This window comes from Enterococcus sp. FZMF, from assembly GCF_030263915.1.
Lineage (GTDB): Bacteria > Bacillota > Bacilli > Lactobacillales > Enterococcaceae > Enterococcus_D > Enterococcus_D casseliflavus.
The window spans coordinates 1,507,987-1,524,100 of record NZ_CP127160.1 but is presented as its reverse complement, the minus strand read 5'-3'; the positions used below and the strand labels follow the sequence as shown (position 1 = coordinate 1,524,100).

At 42.8% G+C, this 16,114-nt stretch carries 12 protein-coding genes; 3 read left to right on the top strand and 9 right to left on the bottom strand.

Translation table 11 applies throughout. The annotated features are described in order from the left end of the window. Positions 1 to 21 precede the first annotated feature (21 nt). The 9 genes from QN079_RS07285 to QN079_RS07245 all read right to left on the bottom strand — a co-directional run bounded on the left by QN079_RS07285 (position 22) and on the right by QN079_RS07245 (position 12,290). Positions 22 to 1,185, bottom strand: a complete 1,164-nt coding sequence (locus QN079_RS07285) for an FtsW/RodA/SpoVE family cell cycle protein (protein ID WP_289230602.1) — start codon at positions 1,183 to 1,185, stop codon at positions 22 to 24. A 2-nt stretch (positions 1,186 to 1,187) separates the two neighbouring features. Beyond that, positions 1,188 to 1,487: an Fpa/YlaN family protein gene (locus QN079_RS07280; RefSeq protein WP_010748186.1), complete on the bottom strand. Its 300-nt coding sequence runs from the start codon at positions 1,485 to 1,487 to the stop codon at positions 1,188 to 1,190. Positions 1,488 to 1,857: 370 nt separating this feature from the next. Then, complete coding sequence (locus tag QN079_RS07275; protein ID WP_074933991.1) at positions 1,858 to 2,892, bottom strand: diacylglycerol kinase; 1,035 nt, start codon at positions 2,890 to 2,892, stop codon at positions 1,858 to 1,860. A gap of 10 nt (positions 2,893 to 2,902) precedes the next feature. Then, positions 2,903 to 4,333, bottom strand: a complete 1,431-nt coding sequence (gene gatB / locus QN079_RS07270) for an Asp-tRNA(Asn)/Glu-tRNA(Gln) amidotransferase subunit GatB (protein WP_005225979.1) — start codon at positions 4,331 to 4,333, stop codon at positions 2,903 to 2,905. Next, a complete protein-coding gene (gatA, locus tag QN079_RS07265) occupies positions 4,330 to 5,802 on the bottom strand; it encodes an Asp-tRNA(Asn)/Glu-tRNA(Gln) amidotransferase subunit GatA (protein WP_010748184.1) in 1,473 nt (490 codons plus the stop codon). The genes gatB and gatA overlap by 4 nt, the downstream gene beginning before the upstream one ends. Further along, positions 5,802 to 6,107, bottom strand: coding sequence for an Asp-tRNA(Asn)/Glu-tRNA(Gln) amidotransferase subunit GatC (gene gatC / locus QN079_RS07260; RefSeq protein WP_005225977.1), 306 nt, complete (start codon positions 6,105 to 6,107; stop codon positions 5,802 to 5,804). Before gatC ends, gatA begins: the two co-directional genes overlap by 1 nt. Positions 6,108 to 6,322: 215 nt before the next feature. Further along, positions 6,323 to 8,353 (bottom strand): NAD-dependent DNA ligase LigA, encoded by a 2,031-nt coding sequence (gene ligA / locus QN079_RS07255; protein WP_081117063.1) that lies wholly within the window; start codon positions 8,351 to 8,353, stop codon positions 6,323 to 6,325. 13 nt (positions 8,354 to 8,366) lie between these two features. After that, positions 8,367 to 10,610, bottom strand: a complete 2,244-nt coding sequence (gene pcrA / locus QN079_RS07250) for a DNA helicase PcrA (RefSeq protein WP_289230601.1) — start codon at positions 10,608 to 10,610, stop codon at positions 8,367 to 8,369. Positions 10,611 to 10,823: 213 nt separating this feature from the next. Continuing rightward, positions 10,824 to 12,290, bottom strand: a complete 1,467-nt coding sequence (locus QN079_RS07245; protein ID WP_015509620.1) for an alpha-amylase — start codon at positions 12,288 to 12,290, stop codon at positions 10,824 to 10,826. Positions 12,291 to 12,495: 205 nt separating this feature from the next. Between QN079_RS07245 and QN079_RS07240 the strand changes: the two genes are divergently transcribed. The 3 genes from QN079_RS07240 to QN079_RS07230 are packed head-to-tail and all read left to right on the top strand — an operon-like array spanning position 12,496 to position 16,104. Continuing rightward, positions 12,496 to 13,251 (top strand): DeoR/GlpR family DNA-binding transcription regulator, encoded by a 756-nt coding sequence (locus QN079_RS07240; RefSeq protein WP_005225973.1) that lies wholly within the window; start codon positions 12,496 to 12,498, stop codon positions 13,249 to 13,251. Further along, positions 13,248 to 14,165: a 1-phosphofructokinase gene (gene pfkB / locus QN079_RS07235; protein WP_015509619.1), complete on the top strand. Its 918-nt coding sequence runs from the start codon at positions 13,248 to 13,250 to the stop codon at positions 14,163 to 14,165. Before QN079_RS07240 ends, pfkB begins: the two co-directional genes overlap by 4 nt. Positions 14,166 to 14,178: 13 nt before the next feature. Beyond that, positions 14,179 to 16,104 (top strand): PTS fructose transporter subunit IIABC, encoded by a 1,926-nt coding sequence (locus tag QN079_RS07230; protein ID WP_289230600.1) that lies wholly within the window; start codon positions 14,179 to 14,181, stop codon positions 16,102 to 16,104. Positions 16,105 to 16,114: the final 10 nt, after the last annotated feature.

The following is a 16,114-nucleotide window of genomic DNA, read 5'->3' as shown; positions in this document are numbered from 1 at the left end:
TAATCCACTCCATTCAATTGATCAATAATTCAAATAAACCTGTTTCCTCTTTTCTTCGGCACTGATATTTAACACAAAACCGATACAAATCGATAGCATCAGCAAGCTTGATCCACCTTGACTTAGAAATGGGAACGTGATTCCCGTCAATGGGATCAAACCAGTGATTCCACCTAAATTGATAAAAATCTGAGACATAAATAATGTCCCTATCCCTATACACATCATGGAATTAAAGGGATCTCTTGAACGAATACCGACAAGAAAGATCCGTCCCACCATATAGAACAAAACACCTAAAATGATGATCGATGGAATCAGCCCTAATTCTTCCATAACGATCGAAAATATATAATCGGTGTGCGCTTCGTTTAAGAAGCCACGTTTTTGGATACTATTTCCAAGCCCGCGCCCGAACAGCCCACCGTTGAACATTGCGTAATACCCATTAACCATTTGATGACCTGTATTGTATTCATCAGCAAACGGGTTCAAAAAGGATGAAAAGCGACTAAAGACATAGTCGGGTAAAAGCTTACCACCAGTTAGATTTACTAAGAAGACGATCAATGTACTACCTACAATTCCTGCCACCCCTAATATCAAGGTATACAGGTAATTCAGGCCACTAGATAATAACACGACAAAAGCCAGCAACATAACGATTACAGCATTCCCTAAGTCGGGATAAAAGGCCATGATCCCGGTGTAGACGAAAACGATTCCGATTGGACGCCAAACCGTTTTCCAAAACTCTTGTTGGATGCCTTTTTGACGATAAGATAGCGTCACCGATAAAAACCAAATCACAATAAATTTTAAATACTCTGCTGGTTGAATAGAAAAGCCCGCAATCGTTAACCAACCATGGGCCCCGTTTCTTCTTGGGAAAAAGAAGGCTGCGATCAATAAAAACAAGATGACGATCATAGCGATCTGGACAAATTTTTTGTTCCGAAAAACATCCGTTTTCATTTTATACATGACAGTGATCGCTACTAGACTCAACAACCAGAAAATCGCTTGATTGATGACGTAAGAAGCAGCTGTCGTCGGTTGTGTGGCGGTCATCGCAACATAAGATGTGGAACTATAAACCATCATCAAGCCCGTGACACACATAACAATATATGGTAATAAAATACTATAATCTAATAAATGTCTTTTCTTTACTTTCTCTGGCAAGTTTATGCCTCCTTGCCGATGTCAGGTGTCCGCTGGTCCTCGTAGACCTCGCTATACAATTGGTTCAAATCTTTTTCAAGATCCGCCATCAATTGCTGCCCTGTTTGATTATCAACGATCCCCAAGCGGATCGCAAATGCCACTTGTCGTGATAGACCATACATCTGGGTATCAACCACTTCTTCAAATGCTTTGCATTGTGCGATACATAAACTATTTTCTTGGTTTCGGATCAGCTTTTTGATTCGTTCTGCGTCATCTCTCAGCAGATCAAGCGCTTTTGTAGAATCGATTTGCTCCATTCCGGTCCCCCCATTTCTTCGTTTCACCATTATAGCATATTCTTATTCGCTTTTGCATCCATAGATTGGATAGAAATACGGAAATAACGAACTTTAATGAGCATATATTCGAAAAGTTCGCTTTTTGATGATTATCATTCGTGTTTTGGAAATTTTATTCGTTTTATTTATATGATCCGCGCCCGATCTCGTGAAACAAAGGCAAATCGTGAAACACTTTATAAAAAACGACCTTTACTAAAATTTAAGAAAAGCTATTCTATCAAGTATTCGCAAAAAAATCGGTGCCTGCTTTTCCACAATTTCGTTTTAAAAAAAGAACAGGTCCAAAAGTCCCTGTTCTTTCAACTCGCATGAAAAGAAAAATCGTTTACTTTGTTTCGTCGCCGATCTTGCCATCCCCATTGATGTCCTCATCGGAAAGACGTTCGACTTCTTTAATAAAACCTTCGCTCATCTCTTGATAATTTTGCTCACCAACGACCGCATCGTCAGGGATTTGATCGACATTTGCAAAAAACTCAATATGATTGTGTAGGTTTTCAAAGCGCATAGGAGCATCTCCGCCGTATTCGCCATCAAGGTTGATCATTAAACGATTGACCTGTTCTGGTGCGTCTACTTCAAGAAAAGATGTTTTCGTATAAATCAGACGACGATCGTTGATGTGTTTTCCACCATTCATCATTAAAGCAACTAAGTGGACGATCTCAAAAATATTGGCCGTTTTGACAATGATCAACGAAAATTTCCCATCGTCAAGCTTTGCATCAGGCGCAATCTGTTCAAAGCCCCCCACTGAATTCGTCAGCCCTAAAAAGAACATCGATGCTCCGCCAATGTATTCTCCGTCTTCATACTTTAGATGCATTTTGATTGGTTTGACACGAGGGAGTAATTCCGCTCCTTTTGCTAGATAAGCTAAGTAGCCAAAAACACTTTTCAGTTCAGAAGGAACATCGTAGGTCAATTCCGTTAAGTGCCCACCAGCAGCAATGTTGATAAAATACGTGTTGGGTGTTTTTCCGACATCCATTTTCACTGTCTGCTGCTTCAAAATCACTTCCGCAGCTGCTTTGATATCCGTACGGGGAATCTTTAGCGCTCGTGCGTAGTCATTGGTCGTGCCTCCAGGAATGATCGCCATTTTTGGTCGCTTGTCTAAAGGAGCGATCCCATTGACGACTTCATTGATCGTGCCATCCCCACCGGCAGCTACCACCAAATCAAAACCAGCTTCGCCGGCTCTTCTTGCTTCATCACGAGCGGAAAATGGCGCAGCGGTCGTGGCAAATGCACTCGCCTCATAACCGCCAGTTTCCAAAACATCTAAAATATCTGCTAAGTTTTTTCGAATCAATTCTTTCCCAGATGTCGGGTTGTAGATTACTCTTGCTCTTTTCATCGCTTGCCTCTTATCGCTTTGCTAGTTCTTCTTGCAACAGCTTGTTCACAACGCCTGGATTCGCTTGTCCTTTGGTTGCTTTCATGATTTGACCAACTAAGAAACCGACTGCGCGGTCTTTTCCGTTTTTGAAGTCATCGACGGATTGTTGGTTATTATCTAATACTTCATTAATCATTGGTAGTAATTGTGCAGGATCTGATAATTGGATCAATCCTTTGGCTTTTACGACTTCTTCAGCGTCGCCGCCGTTTGTGATCAGCTCTTTGAAGACTTTTTTCGCAATCTTCGAACTGATCGTGCCATCGGCGATCAAACGAATCATTCCCGCTAAATTGTCTGGGGTTAATTTCGTTTCTGGCAGTTCCAATTTCTCGCTGTTCAGATACGCTGAAACTTCACCCATCAACCAGTTAGAAGCTTGTTTAGGATCAGCACCAGCATCGATGGTTTTTTCAAAGAAATCGGACATTTCTTTTGATAAAGTCAAGACCATTGCATCATATTCTGGTAAGCCCAATTCAGAGATGTAACGGGCACGACGTTTTTGCGGCATTTCTGGCAAGCTTTGACGTACACGTTCGATCCATTCATCATCGATCACAAACCGTGGGATATCTGGTTCTGGGAAGTAACGATAATCAGAAGAACCTTCTTTGACACGCATCAATAAGGTTTTGCTGGTTGCTTCATCAAAACGTCGAGTTTCTTGTTGGATCTCGCCTCCAGAAAGCAATACTTTGGCTTGGCGTTTTTCTTCAAATGCCAACCCTTTTTTCACGAAGGACATAGAGTTTAAGTTTTTCAGTTCTGTTTTTGTTCCGAATTGTTCTTGGCCGTAAGGTCGCAACGAAATATTCGCATCACAACGCATGGAACCTTCTTCCATCTTCACATCGGATACTTCTGTAAACAAGATGATTGAACGTAACGCTTCTAGATACGCATATGCTTCTTCTGGTGAACGCATATCCGCTTCGGAAACGATCTCGATCAAAGGAGTTCCTTGACGATTTAGATCAACATAAGAATAACCGCCTTTGCCGTGCATGTTTTTCCCAGCATCTTCTTCCAAATGAACTCGCTCGATGCGAATCTTTTTCTTTTTGCCTTCCACTTCGATCTCGATCCACCCATCATGACCGATCGGTTGATCGAATTGCGAAATTTGATACGCTTTTGGATTGTCGGGATAGAAATAGTTTTTGCGGTCGAAATGCGTTTCTTTTGAGATTTCACAATTCAGCGCAAGCGCAGCTTTCATCCCAAATTCGATAGCCGCTTTGTTCATTACTGGTAAAACACCTGGATAGCCCCAGTCGATCACATTCGTGTTGCTATTTGGTTCAGCGCCAAAGTGAGCAGGTGCTGGAGAAAAAATCTTTGATTCTGTTTTTAATTCTACGTGGACTTCAAGCCCAATGACTGTTTCGAAGTTCATGCCTTATCCCCTCCTAAAATCACTGGTTTTTTCGTGTGGAAATCAGTTGCTTGTTCAAAGGCATAAGCCGCTTTATACATGGTTGCTTCATCAAAATGTTTCCCAATGATCTGCAAGCCGACTGGCAGTCCTTCAGAAAAACCTGCTGGGATCGACATCCCTGGCAGTCCTGCTAAGTTCACAGGAATGGTTAAAATATCATTCAAGTACATGGTGATCGGATCATTGATGTTTTCTCCAATACCAAATGCTACCGTTGGGGAAGCTGGGCCAATGATCAAGTCGTATTGGCTGAAGACCTTATCGAAATCTTGTTTGATCAACGTCCGTACTTGACCGGCTTTTTTGAAGTAGGCATCGTAGTAGCCAGCACTTAGTGAAAACGTACCTAACATGATCCGGCGTTTTACTTCTTCCCCGAATCCTTCACTGCGAGAATTGACATAGACATCTTCTAGATTGCTGACATTTTCTGAACGGAAACCGTAACGAATACCGTCAAAACGTTGCAAATTAGAACTTGCTTCAGAAGAAGCGATGATATAGTAAACGGCTACCCCGTATTTTGAGTGTGGCAAGCTGACTTCTTCCACAGTCGCTCCTAACGCACGGAAAGTGTCCGCTGCTTTTAAGATTGCTTCTCGAACGCCTGCTTGGATCCCTTCACCTAAGTATTCTTTAGGCAAAGCGACTTTCATACCTTTGATATCACCCGTCAAACCTGCTGTAAAATCAGGAACAGCAGCGCCTGCTGACGTACTATCTTTCGCATCAAACCCACTGATGGCATTTAATGCAAAGGCATTGTCTTTCACACCACGCGTCATCGGACCAATTTGATCTAAAGATGATGCAAACGCGATCAGACCAAAACGAGAAACCCGTCCGTAGGTTGGCTTCATCCCGACGATACCATTGAAAGCTGCTGGTTGACGAATCGAACCACCCGTATCGCTACCTAATGAGAGGGGGACTTGTCCAGCTGCAACGGCAGCTGCCGAGCCACCTGATGAACCACCAGGTACTTTTGTTTCGTCCCAAGCGTTTTTCGTTTTCTTAAAGAACGACGTTTCGGTACTTGCGCCCATGGCAAATTCATCCATATTTAACTTACCAACTGGAATCATGTCCGCTTGGTAAACTTTGTCCATAACGGTCGCATCGTAAATTGGATCAAAATTACCTAAGATTTTTGAAGCAGCTGTTGTCCGCAAATCTTTGGTAACGATGTTGTCTTTGATTCCAATTGGAATTCCCGCCAACACATTGCTTTCAGTGATGCCTTTTTGATCGATGGCTTGTGCCAATTCCTGCGCTTTTTCTTCATTCAACGCTAGAAACGCATCGACTTTCGGCTCTGTTTCTTTAATGCGAGCAAAGGTTTCGCTCGTTAAGTCTGTCGCAGTAATTTCCTTTGACACTAATAAGCTGTGTAATTCTTCTAAGCTTTTTTTATATAATTCAGTCATTAGGCACCCGCCTCCCCATTATCAATGATTGCAGGCACTTTGATGAAGCCTTCTTCGGATTCTGGAACATTTTTCATTAATTCATCACGGTCCCAGCCGCCGGTCGTTACATCTTCACGCATCACGTTAATCGTTTCTGCGACATTCGATGTGAATGGTACTCCTGTGGTGTCCACTTCTTCAAGTGTTTCAACCATATCAATAATTTTCCCTAGCTGAGAGGTAAACTCATGTAATTCATCGTCTGAGAATGAAAGTTTTGCTAGTTTGGCAACGTGTTTGACTTGTTCTTCGCTGATCGCCATAAAATCCTCCTCTTTCTCGTATCCGTAATCTACGTTTACGTTTTTCCAATGTATTGTATCATTTTTTTAACAAATCATGAAATAGAATTTGAAAATTATCAAATATAATTGTAAATAAAAGCAGAAATCATTTCTTTCCTCATAGTGCAGGGAAGAAATGATTTCAATTAGACAAGAAAAAACAACTGCTTCTCGTCTGTGACAATGCTTAAAGGTTATTGATCTGCCGAATGACTGCCTTCGATCGCAGCCACCATTTGAGCTTCATCCCAAACGGTGACACCTAGGGATTGTGCTTTGGTCAGCTTGCTGCCAGCCTCTTCCCCAGCAACAACGATATCGGTCTTTTTCGATACACTGCCTGTTACCTTCCCACCGAGATTTTCAATTCGTTCCTTGGCTTCTTCACGAGTGAAGTGACTTAATTTTCCTGTTAAAACGACGGTTTTCTCTTTAAATGGTGATTCGACGTCTTCCAACTGTTCATTTCTAAGCCCCAAATAAGCAAAGTTGACACCCGCTCTTTCAAGTTCATCTAACAGGTCGTGAACTTCTTGATTGTCAAAATACGTGACGACACTTTCAGCAATCGTTGCGCCGATAGCTTCTAGCGAAATGATTTCTTCTTCCTTGGCTTTGCTGAGCGCCCGCAGATCACCGAAATGTTCTGCTAAAATCCGAGCCGCTTTCGCACCGACATGACGGATGCCTAGCCCAAAAATCAAACGTTCAACCGAATTTCCTTTACTTTGATGAATCGCCCGCAACAGGTTATTGGCTGATTTCTCTTTGATTTTATCAAGGGTCAACAATTGTTCTTCTGTTAAAAAGTACAAGTCGGCCACATCTTTAACTAAGGATTTATCGAACATTTGCTCTAAAACACGGGGCCCTAAACCGTCAATGTTCATAGCATTCCGTGAAACGAAATGGCTGAGTCCTTCTTTGATCTGTGCTGGACACTTTGGATTGATACAACGCAAGGCAACTTCTTCATCTAAATGGATCAGCTCACTCCCACATTCGGGACAATGTGTAGGCGATTCAAAGGGTTGACTTGCTTCTGTGCGTTTTTCTTCCAAGACTTTCGCAACCTCTGGAATAATGTCCCCCGCCTTATAGATGATGACCGAATCGCCAATGCGGATGTCTTTCATTTTAATGAAATCTACATTATGGAGACTGGCACGGCTGACCGTCGTTCCAGCAACACGAACAGGGGTCATCACAGCGGTCGGTGTCACAACACCCGTCCGTCCCACGGTCCATTCGATCGTTTCGATCACTGTTTCCGCTTCTTCCGGTGGAAACTTATATGCCGCCGCCCATCGGGGTGCTTTTACGGTAAAGCCTAGCGCATCTTGATCTTTGAAATTATTGACTTTGATGACTACGCCGTCAATCTCATAGGGAAGCTCACTGCGCTTGTCATGAAACTCTTCGATATATGCCCAAACCTCATCGATGGTGTGACACACTCTGCGTTCGTGATTTGTACGAAAGCCTAATTGATCCAGTTCATTCAATGCTGAAAATTGATCATTGGCTTCAATTGGTCCAAAGTCAGCTAGTGTGTACAAGAAGGTGCTTAAGTTTCTTTGGGCTGCGATCCGTGTGTCTAATTGTCGCAAGCTTCCAGCCGCTGCGTTTCTAGGATTGGCAAAAACTTCCGCCCCTTCTTCTTCTCGCTGTTGATTCAATTTCAAAAACGAAGCCTTTGGCATATAGCATTCGCCGCGAACTTCCAACGAGATCGGTTCTTTTAATTTCAGTGGAATCGATTTGACGGTCTTTAGGTTTTCTGTAATGTTTTCACCTACTGTACCATCTCCTCGAGTTGCTCCCCGAACAAAGCGCCCTTCTTCATATTTCAAGGAAATTGACAATCCATCGATCTTTAACTCGCAGACATAATCTACCGCTTTCCCCAGTGCTTTTTGAACACGGGCATCAAAAGCTACGATTCCTTCTTTGTCAAAGACATCGTTCAGGCTATACAGCGGAATATCATGCGTGACCTTTTCAAAGCCAGGTAAAATGATACCGCCTACTCGTTGGGTGGGTGAGTCTTCGGTTACTAGCTGCGGATAATTGGTTTCAATTTCAACCAGTTCTGCATACAGCTGATCATAGAGATAATCTTCCACGGAAGGCTGATCTTTTACATAGTATTCGTAAGCATACTGATTTAATTGTGTGCGCAGCTCTTCTGCTCGTGATTGTATTTCTTTTGAAGGGACATCCATCCTAATATCCTCCTTATTTTTCAACTTTTTCAATCGGCGCAAAGGCCGCCAACAATCGTTTGACGCCTTGTTGTGGGAACGCCACATCTAATTCAACATCTTGCGCGCTGCCAGTCGTCCGAACGACGGTACCGATTCCCCATTTTTTATGTTGTACTTTCTCGCCTACTTGCCAAGTATTACCAGCTGCAGAAGTCTGTTGTTTAGAAGCGACGATCGTTTGACGCGGTTGTGTATAGCTCGGTTTGAACACTTTTGGTTGAAACGGTGCAGCAGCTTTCGGCTGTGAACGCTCGCCTAATGATTGCAGCAGATCTTGTTCGATCTCTTCGATAAACCGAGACGGACGATTGTATTGGGTACGACCGTATAATGTTCTGGAAAAAGCGTTGGTCATAAAGAGCTCTTCCTCGGCACGAGTGATTCCCACGTAAGCAAGGCGCCGTTCTTCTTCGAGCTCGCTTTCTTCCATTAAGGCACGAGAAAGCGGGAAGATATTTTCTTCCAACCCAATCAAAAATACCACTGGAAACTCTAGTCCTTTTGCAGCATGCAAGGTCATCAAAGTCACTTGACTACTTTCTTCTTCATAACTATCGACGTCTGACAATAAAGCTAAGTCATTTAAGAAAACACTCAACTTCTCATCTGGTGCATCTGCATCGTCTTCGTTTTGCGCCTCAAATCGTTTGTCGAATTCTTGGGTAACCGATAAAAATTCTTCCAAGTTTTCAAGTCTAGCTTGTGCTTCTAAATTATTCTGGTTGACTAACTCTTGACGATAACCCGTTTTTTCTAATATTTCTTTTGTCAGTTCGGTTACTGATAGGTAAGGAACCATCTGGGCAAAGCCATCCATCATCATCCCAAAGCTTCCTAATTCTTTGCCAGCCTTTCCAGAAATATTCGCTAACTCGACGTTCATGGCTGCTTCTAACAATGACCATTCATGAAGATTCGCAAACGCTCGTAGTTTCTCGACGGATGTCGCACCGATCCCACGTTTTGGTACATTGATAATACGCTCTAAGCTGATGGAATCTCGCGGATTGGCGATCGCCGATAAATAGGCCAAAATATCACGGATTTCTTTGCGGTCATAGAATTTTCTGCCGCCGACCATCGTATAAGGAACGTTGGCTTTTAAAAGCATTTCTTCAATGATCCGTGACTGGGCATTGGTCCGATACAATATCGCAAAATCACCGAATTTACGGTTCTTTTCTGCAATTTGTTTTTGCATTTCACTGACGATAAATCGCGCTTCATCTCGTTCACTATCCCCGCGATAATAAGTGATCTTTTCCCCATCACGATTTTCTGTCCACAGATTTTTATCTGGACGGTTGCGGTTATTTTTGATTACTTGGTTTGCCGCATTTAAAATTGTTTGCGTTGAACGATAGTTTTGCTCTAACAAAATCGTTGCGGCATCTGGATAGTCCTTTTCAAAGTCTAAAATATTTTGCATGTTGGCACCACGCCAACCGTAAATACTTTGGTCCGCATCCCCAACAACACAAAGATTTCGAAAACGAGCGGCCAATAAATTGACCAGCGTGTATTGGGCGTGATTGGTATCTTGGTATTCATCGACATGGATATAGTGGAATTTCCGTTGATAAAGTTGCAGCGCATCTTCATTGTCTTGGAAGAGGCGGATCGTATTCATGATTAAATCATCGAAGTCCATGCATTGATTGTTTCGCAGCTCTTTTTGATATTTTTCATAACAACGACCTACGATCTGCTCAAATAGACTACCTTCCATGGCTTGGTAAGCTTCAGGTGTCAACAGCTCGTTCTTTGCATGAGAGATCGTTCCCAAAATAGAACGAGGATCATATTTTTTGGGATCGATATTCAATTCTTTTAATACCCGTTTCATCAGTGTATTTTGCTCAGAAGAGTCAATGATGGTAAAATTCTTCGAATAGCCGATACGATCAACGTCCCTGCGCAAGATTCTGACACACATCGAGTGGAAGGTTGAAACCCAAACGTCTTCTCCCCCCGATCCTAATAGTTGACTGACCCGTTCCTTCATTTCACGCGCCGCTTTATTCGTAAATGTGATGGCTAAAATATTCCATGGATTCACATTTTTTTCTTCTATTAAATAGGCGATTCGGTGGGTTAGGACACGGGTCTTCCCGCTTCCTGCACCTGCCATCAGCAGCAACGGTCCTTCCGTATGCATAACGGCTTCTTTTTGCCGTGGGTTCATGCGTTCAAGTAATTCACTTTTGGATGACATGATTTTAAACATCCTTTCTTTCTCAATCTTCTCAATTATAGCATTATCCGGGAAAGGGGAAAACCGAACGCTTTGAAAACTTTTAATTAAAAGCGCTTTGATTTTTTCCCTTACGATTCATGCGATTTTTTCAAGAGAAAGCAGGCTTAATTTTGTTTACATAATAAAAAGGCTGTAAACCTACCAGCCTTTTTATTCGTTTGAAGATTTTGGTTAACTAAAGTACTTCTCTACTAATTTTTCATTTACATAAATCGAGACTTGCCCATCATTGACCGGGAAAACACCTTTTCCGGTATCATCTAAAACAACTTTCGCTTCATTATTTCTCAATATATCCACGAATGTCTCTCCACCATGGATCGCACTGATAGTCATTTCTTTCTCCGCTCCTTGGGCATTGGTCATCACGACCGCTAATCCAGAAAGCTCATGTTCATAATCGCCAGTTAATACCCAGCCAATGCAATTAGGATCATCGAAATAATCGACTTGATTCCCGAATGCAAGCTTCTCCCGAAGTTTCAGCATATGGACCAGCGCATCCCCGACAGGGGCGATTTCTTGCGCGGGAATCCCAAATAAATCCCCCCAGAAAACTACTGGTACGCCAGCTTTACGTAAAAGGATCAATGAATAGGCATGGACTTTGAACCATCCGTCTATCCAAGATTGTAAACTTTGCCCAACCTGCGTGTCATGATTATCCACAAAAGTCACTGCGTAATCTTCGCGAGCGGCGGTCAACGTCCCTGCAAAAATTTGGCTCATATCGTATTCGCCATTTGAGTGAGATGCTTCATATAAATTGTAGTGCAATGGCACATCAAATAAATAAATCAAATTTCCTGAAGAATCTAAATACTCTTCTAATTTTGGCAGATCCCCTGACCAATATTCTCCGACAACAAATAGTGGTTTGCCTTTTTCCTCACGTCGGTTTAAGATCCAATCCGCGTAATAGTTGAACTCAATGTGTTTGACCGCATCTAGTCGATACCCGTCAACGCCGGTCAGTTCTTGGTACCATTGGCCCCATTTATTGAGTTGTTCCACTGTTTCGGGATTTTCCATGTCCAAATCACAGCCCATTAAGTAGTCGTAATTGCCCATCTCATCATCCACTTGGTTTTCCCAGCCCTTATCAGCGAAGTTAAAAATCCCGTGGTCTTTGTTGCGGTCATCATAATCGACACCAGAAAAATTATGCCACGTCCAAACGTAATCATTGTACGTCCCCTGACGTCCTGGGAATGTGAACTTGGTCCAAGCTTCGATTTCTTCCTCATCACTGATCGGTTCATTACGGTTTTCGGTATTGTATTTAACCGCTGGAACGACTTCTTTTTCATCGGCACCAATCAAGTGATTGAAAACGATGTCGGCATAAACCTCTATTCCTTGTTCTTGTAGTGCTTTGATGGCTTCTAGGTATTCATCCTTTGTCCCATATTTTGTTGGCACCGACCCCTTTTGATCGAATTCGCCTAGATCATAATAATCATAGACACCATACCCAACATCTTCGGACCCAGCTGTCCCTTTATAGGCAGGCGGCAGCCAAATTGCGGTAAATCCATACTCTTTGATTTCTTTACTCATTTCTTTCAATTTGTTCCAGTGCTGGCTATCTGCCGGCAGGTCCCATTCGAACCCTTGTAAAATGACTTTGTTATTCATTTATTTATCCCCCCTTACTTCAATTAAGCCAAATAATAGTAAAAATTGTCAAATATAAGGATAGTTACTAAATCAAAATGACGGTTATCATGACCGTTTATGACCGATTGCATTTATTCACGCTTTCATTTTGAATGTTTTTTACTGTTTATGATTGATTTTGAACGAATCATGTGGTATCATGGCAAGTGAAGAGGTGATGAAAATGCTTACAGAGGAGCGTCATCAAGCGATTTTGGCACGATTGGAACAAGAAGAGATCGTCAAGGTCAGTGAACTGATTCAACTGTTGGATGCTTCAGAATCAACGATCCGTCGAGACCTGCAAGAGTTGGAAGACAAAGGATTTTTAGTCAGAATTCACGGCGGAGCCAAGAAAAGTCAGCAATTAGGCTTCGAACCAAACATGTCAGAAAAAACGGCGAAGTTTCAAACGGAAAAACAAAAGATAGCAAGAGCAGCTGCCCAGACGATCAAAAATGGTGAAGTCATTTACTTAGATGCTGGCACAACGACCCTCGAAATGATTCCTTTCCTATCGGCTATCACAGGCCTTAAGGTGGTCACAAACTCCGTCAAACACGCTTCCCTATTGATCGATCACGGGATCGACACCATGATTTTAGGGGGAACCATTAAGATATCGACGAACGCTGTGTTAGGGATCAATGCTGGTGAGCAACTGCGAAAACTACGCTTTAATCGTTGCTTTATGGGCATGAACGGGGCTCATTCTGAGGCTGGATTCACAACACCTGATCCTGAAGAAGCCCTGATCAAGCAGATCGCTTTAGAGCACAGTCAACAAGCCTATGTCTTGCTAGACCATTCTAAATTTCAGCAAACGACTTTTGCTCAAGTTGCCTTTATCGAAGGTGCGACGATCATCACCGATTATTGCCCAAAAAACTATTTAGCGAAATTCAGAGCAAAAACAACCATTATGGAGGTAATACAATGATTTACACAGTAACACTCAATCCATCGATCGACTTTATCGTCCATGTCGATCATTTGGAAATCGGCGCCCTTAATCGAATGAAACAAGATTTTAAACTACCTGGCGGCAAAGGAATCAATGTCTCACGGATTTTGAAACGCATCGGCATCGCCTCGACTGCCCTTGGTTTCGTTGGCGGATTTACTGGTCGTTTTATTGAAGAGTGGCTGACCAAAGAGGAAATCAACAGCAACTTTACCCAAGTCGCTGCGGACACACGAATCAATATCAAACTAAAATCCGGCGAAGAAACAGAAATCAACGGTCTTGGTCCAGTCATTCGCCAGCAAGAAATTGCTGAATTGAAACACCAATTAGCCACTCTTTCTGCCGAAGACATCGTCATCCTATCAGGAAGTAAACCAGCTGGTCTTCCAACCGACTTTTATAAAGAATTGATCAAAATCGTTAAAGAAGCGGGTGCGGAATTTGTCATTGATACGACCGGCGCGGAACTTTTTGATGCTTTATCCGATCAGCCTTTGCTGATCAAACCAAATAATCATGAATTAGCCGAACTTTATGAAACTTCTTTTTCAACAATCGAAGATATTTTGCCTTATGGTCAAAGAATGCTAAAGGATGGCGCTAAAAATGTCATTGTCTCTCTAGGCGGCGATGGCGCCCTGCTCTTTACTGGCAATGAGATCTATCGATCCAATGTGTTGAAACGACCTTTGAAAAATTCAGTCGGCGCTGGAGATTCCATGATTGCTGGATTCATTGGGCGTTATGCAAAGACCAAAGATGTGGTTGAAGCATTCAAATGGGGAGTCGCTTGTGGCAGTGCCACTGCGTTTTCAGATGATTTAGCTGAGGCGTCATTTATCGAAGAATTACTACCGGAAGTCATAATTGAACAAGTGAATCTATAGGAGGATGGAAAAAATGAAAATTAATGAGTTGATGCTGAAAGATGCCATGATCATGGACTTACAAGCAACAGACAAAAAAGGTGCCATTGATGAAATGGTAGCAAAATTATATGCTGTCGGACGAATTTCAGATATCGAGGTCTACAAAGAAGGAATTCTTGCCCGAGAAGCTCAAACATCAACAGGGCTAGGTGACGGCATCGCAATGCCTCATGCCAAAAACAGTGCGGTCAAAGAAGCGACGGTCTTATTCGCAAAAAGCAATGCGGGTGTTGACTATGAGGCGTTAGATGGACAACCAACGTACCTCTTCTTTATGATCGCAGCACCAGAAGGAGCAAATGATACTCATTTACAAGCATTAGCAGCGCTATCTCGCTTGTTGATCGATCCGGATTTCGTTGCTAAATTAAAAACAGCGACGACTGCTGATCAAGTACAGCAACTTTTCTCAGAAGCTGAGGCACAGCAAGAAGCCGATGCTTTAGCAGAAAAAGCGGCAAACCAAGAAGCAGCACCCGCTAGCGAACGTCCCTATATCGTCGCAGTTACAGCTTGTCCGACAGGAATCGCCCATACCTACATGGCAGAAGATGCTTTGAAAAAGAAAGCCAAAGAGCTGGGTGTTGACATCAAAGTCGAAACAAATGGTTCAGAAGGAATCAAAAATCGTCTAACAGAAGCTGATATCGCCCGAGCTACTGGTGTAATCGTAGCTGCTGATAAAAAAGTAGAAATGGATCGCTTTGACGGCAAACATTTAGTAAACCGTCCTGTCAGTGATGGTATCCGTAAAACCGAGCAATTAATCAATGAAGCAATGAGCGGTACTGCTCCTGTTTTTCATGGTAGCGGCCAAGCTTCTGATAAAGAGGACGCTTCTGCTGATGGTTCAGTCGGTCAACGAATCTATAAAGATTTGATGAATGGTGTTTCTCATATGCTGCCATTTGTTATTGCCGGTGGAATCATGATCGCTATTTCCTTCATGGTGGACCAGTTCATGGGTGTCCCTCAAGATGCCTTGAGTCAATTAGGAAACTACAACCAAGCAGCTTCTTGGTTCAATCAAATCGGTAGCGCGGCATTTGGTTTTATGCTACCTGTTTTAGCTGGATTTATCGCTTCAAGTATCAGTGACCGACCTGGATTGATCGTCGGTTTCGCAGCAGGTGCATTAGCAAATACAGGTGGTGCTGGTTTCTTAGGTGCCTTGATCGGCGGTTTCTTAGCTGGTTACGTCATTAAGTTCTTACGTTCATTATTCAAAGGCTTACCAAAATCATTAGAAGGAATCAAAACGATCCTCTTCTACCCTGTTTTCGGCCTATTGATCACTGGCTTCTTGATGTTACTGATCAACGTGCCAATGAAAGCTATCAACGACGGCTTGAACAGCTTCTTGACTGGCTTAAGTGGTACCAACGCAGCTTTACTTGGCGCTTTGTTAGCAGCGATGATGGCAGCCGATCTAGGCGGCCCAATCAACAAAGCCGCTTATGTTTTTGGTACTGCAACATTGGCAACGACCGTTGCTGAAGGTGGTAGCGTCGTGATGGCATCTGTAATGGCGGGCGGAATGGTTCCTCCATTAGCAATCTTTGTCGCAACGTTATTGTTCAAAAACAAATTCACAAAAGACCAAAAAGAAGCAGGTTTGACAAATATCGTCATGGGGCTGTCCTTCGTCACAGAAGGTGCGATTCCATTTGCAGCAGCAGATCCACTGCGAGCGATCCCAAGCTTTATCGTCGGTTCTGCCCTGACTGGTGCACTTGTCGGTGCCTTTGATATCCAATTGATGGCGCCACATGGTGGGATCTTCGTTGTCCTATTATTATCTAAACCAGTTTTGTTCTTGCTATTCATCTTGATCGGTGCGATCGTTTCTGGCGTCGTATTCGGTTTGTTGAAAAAAGCGCCTGAGCAAACAGCCTAATTGAAAAGAC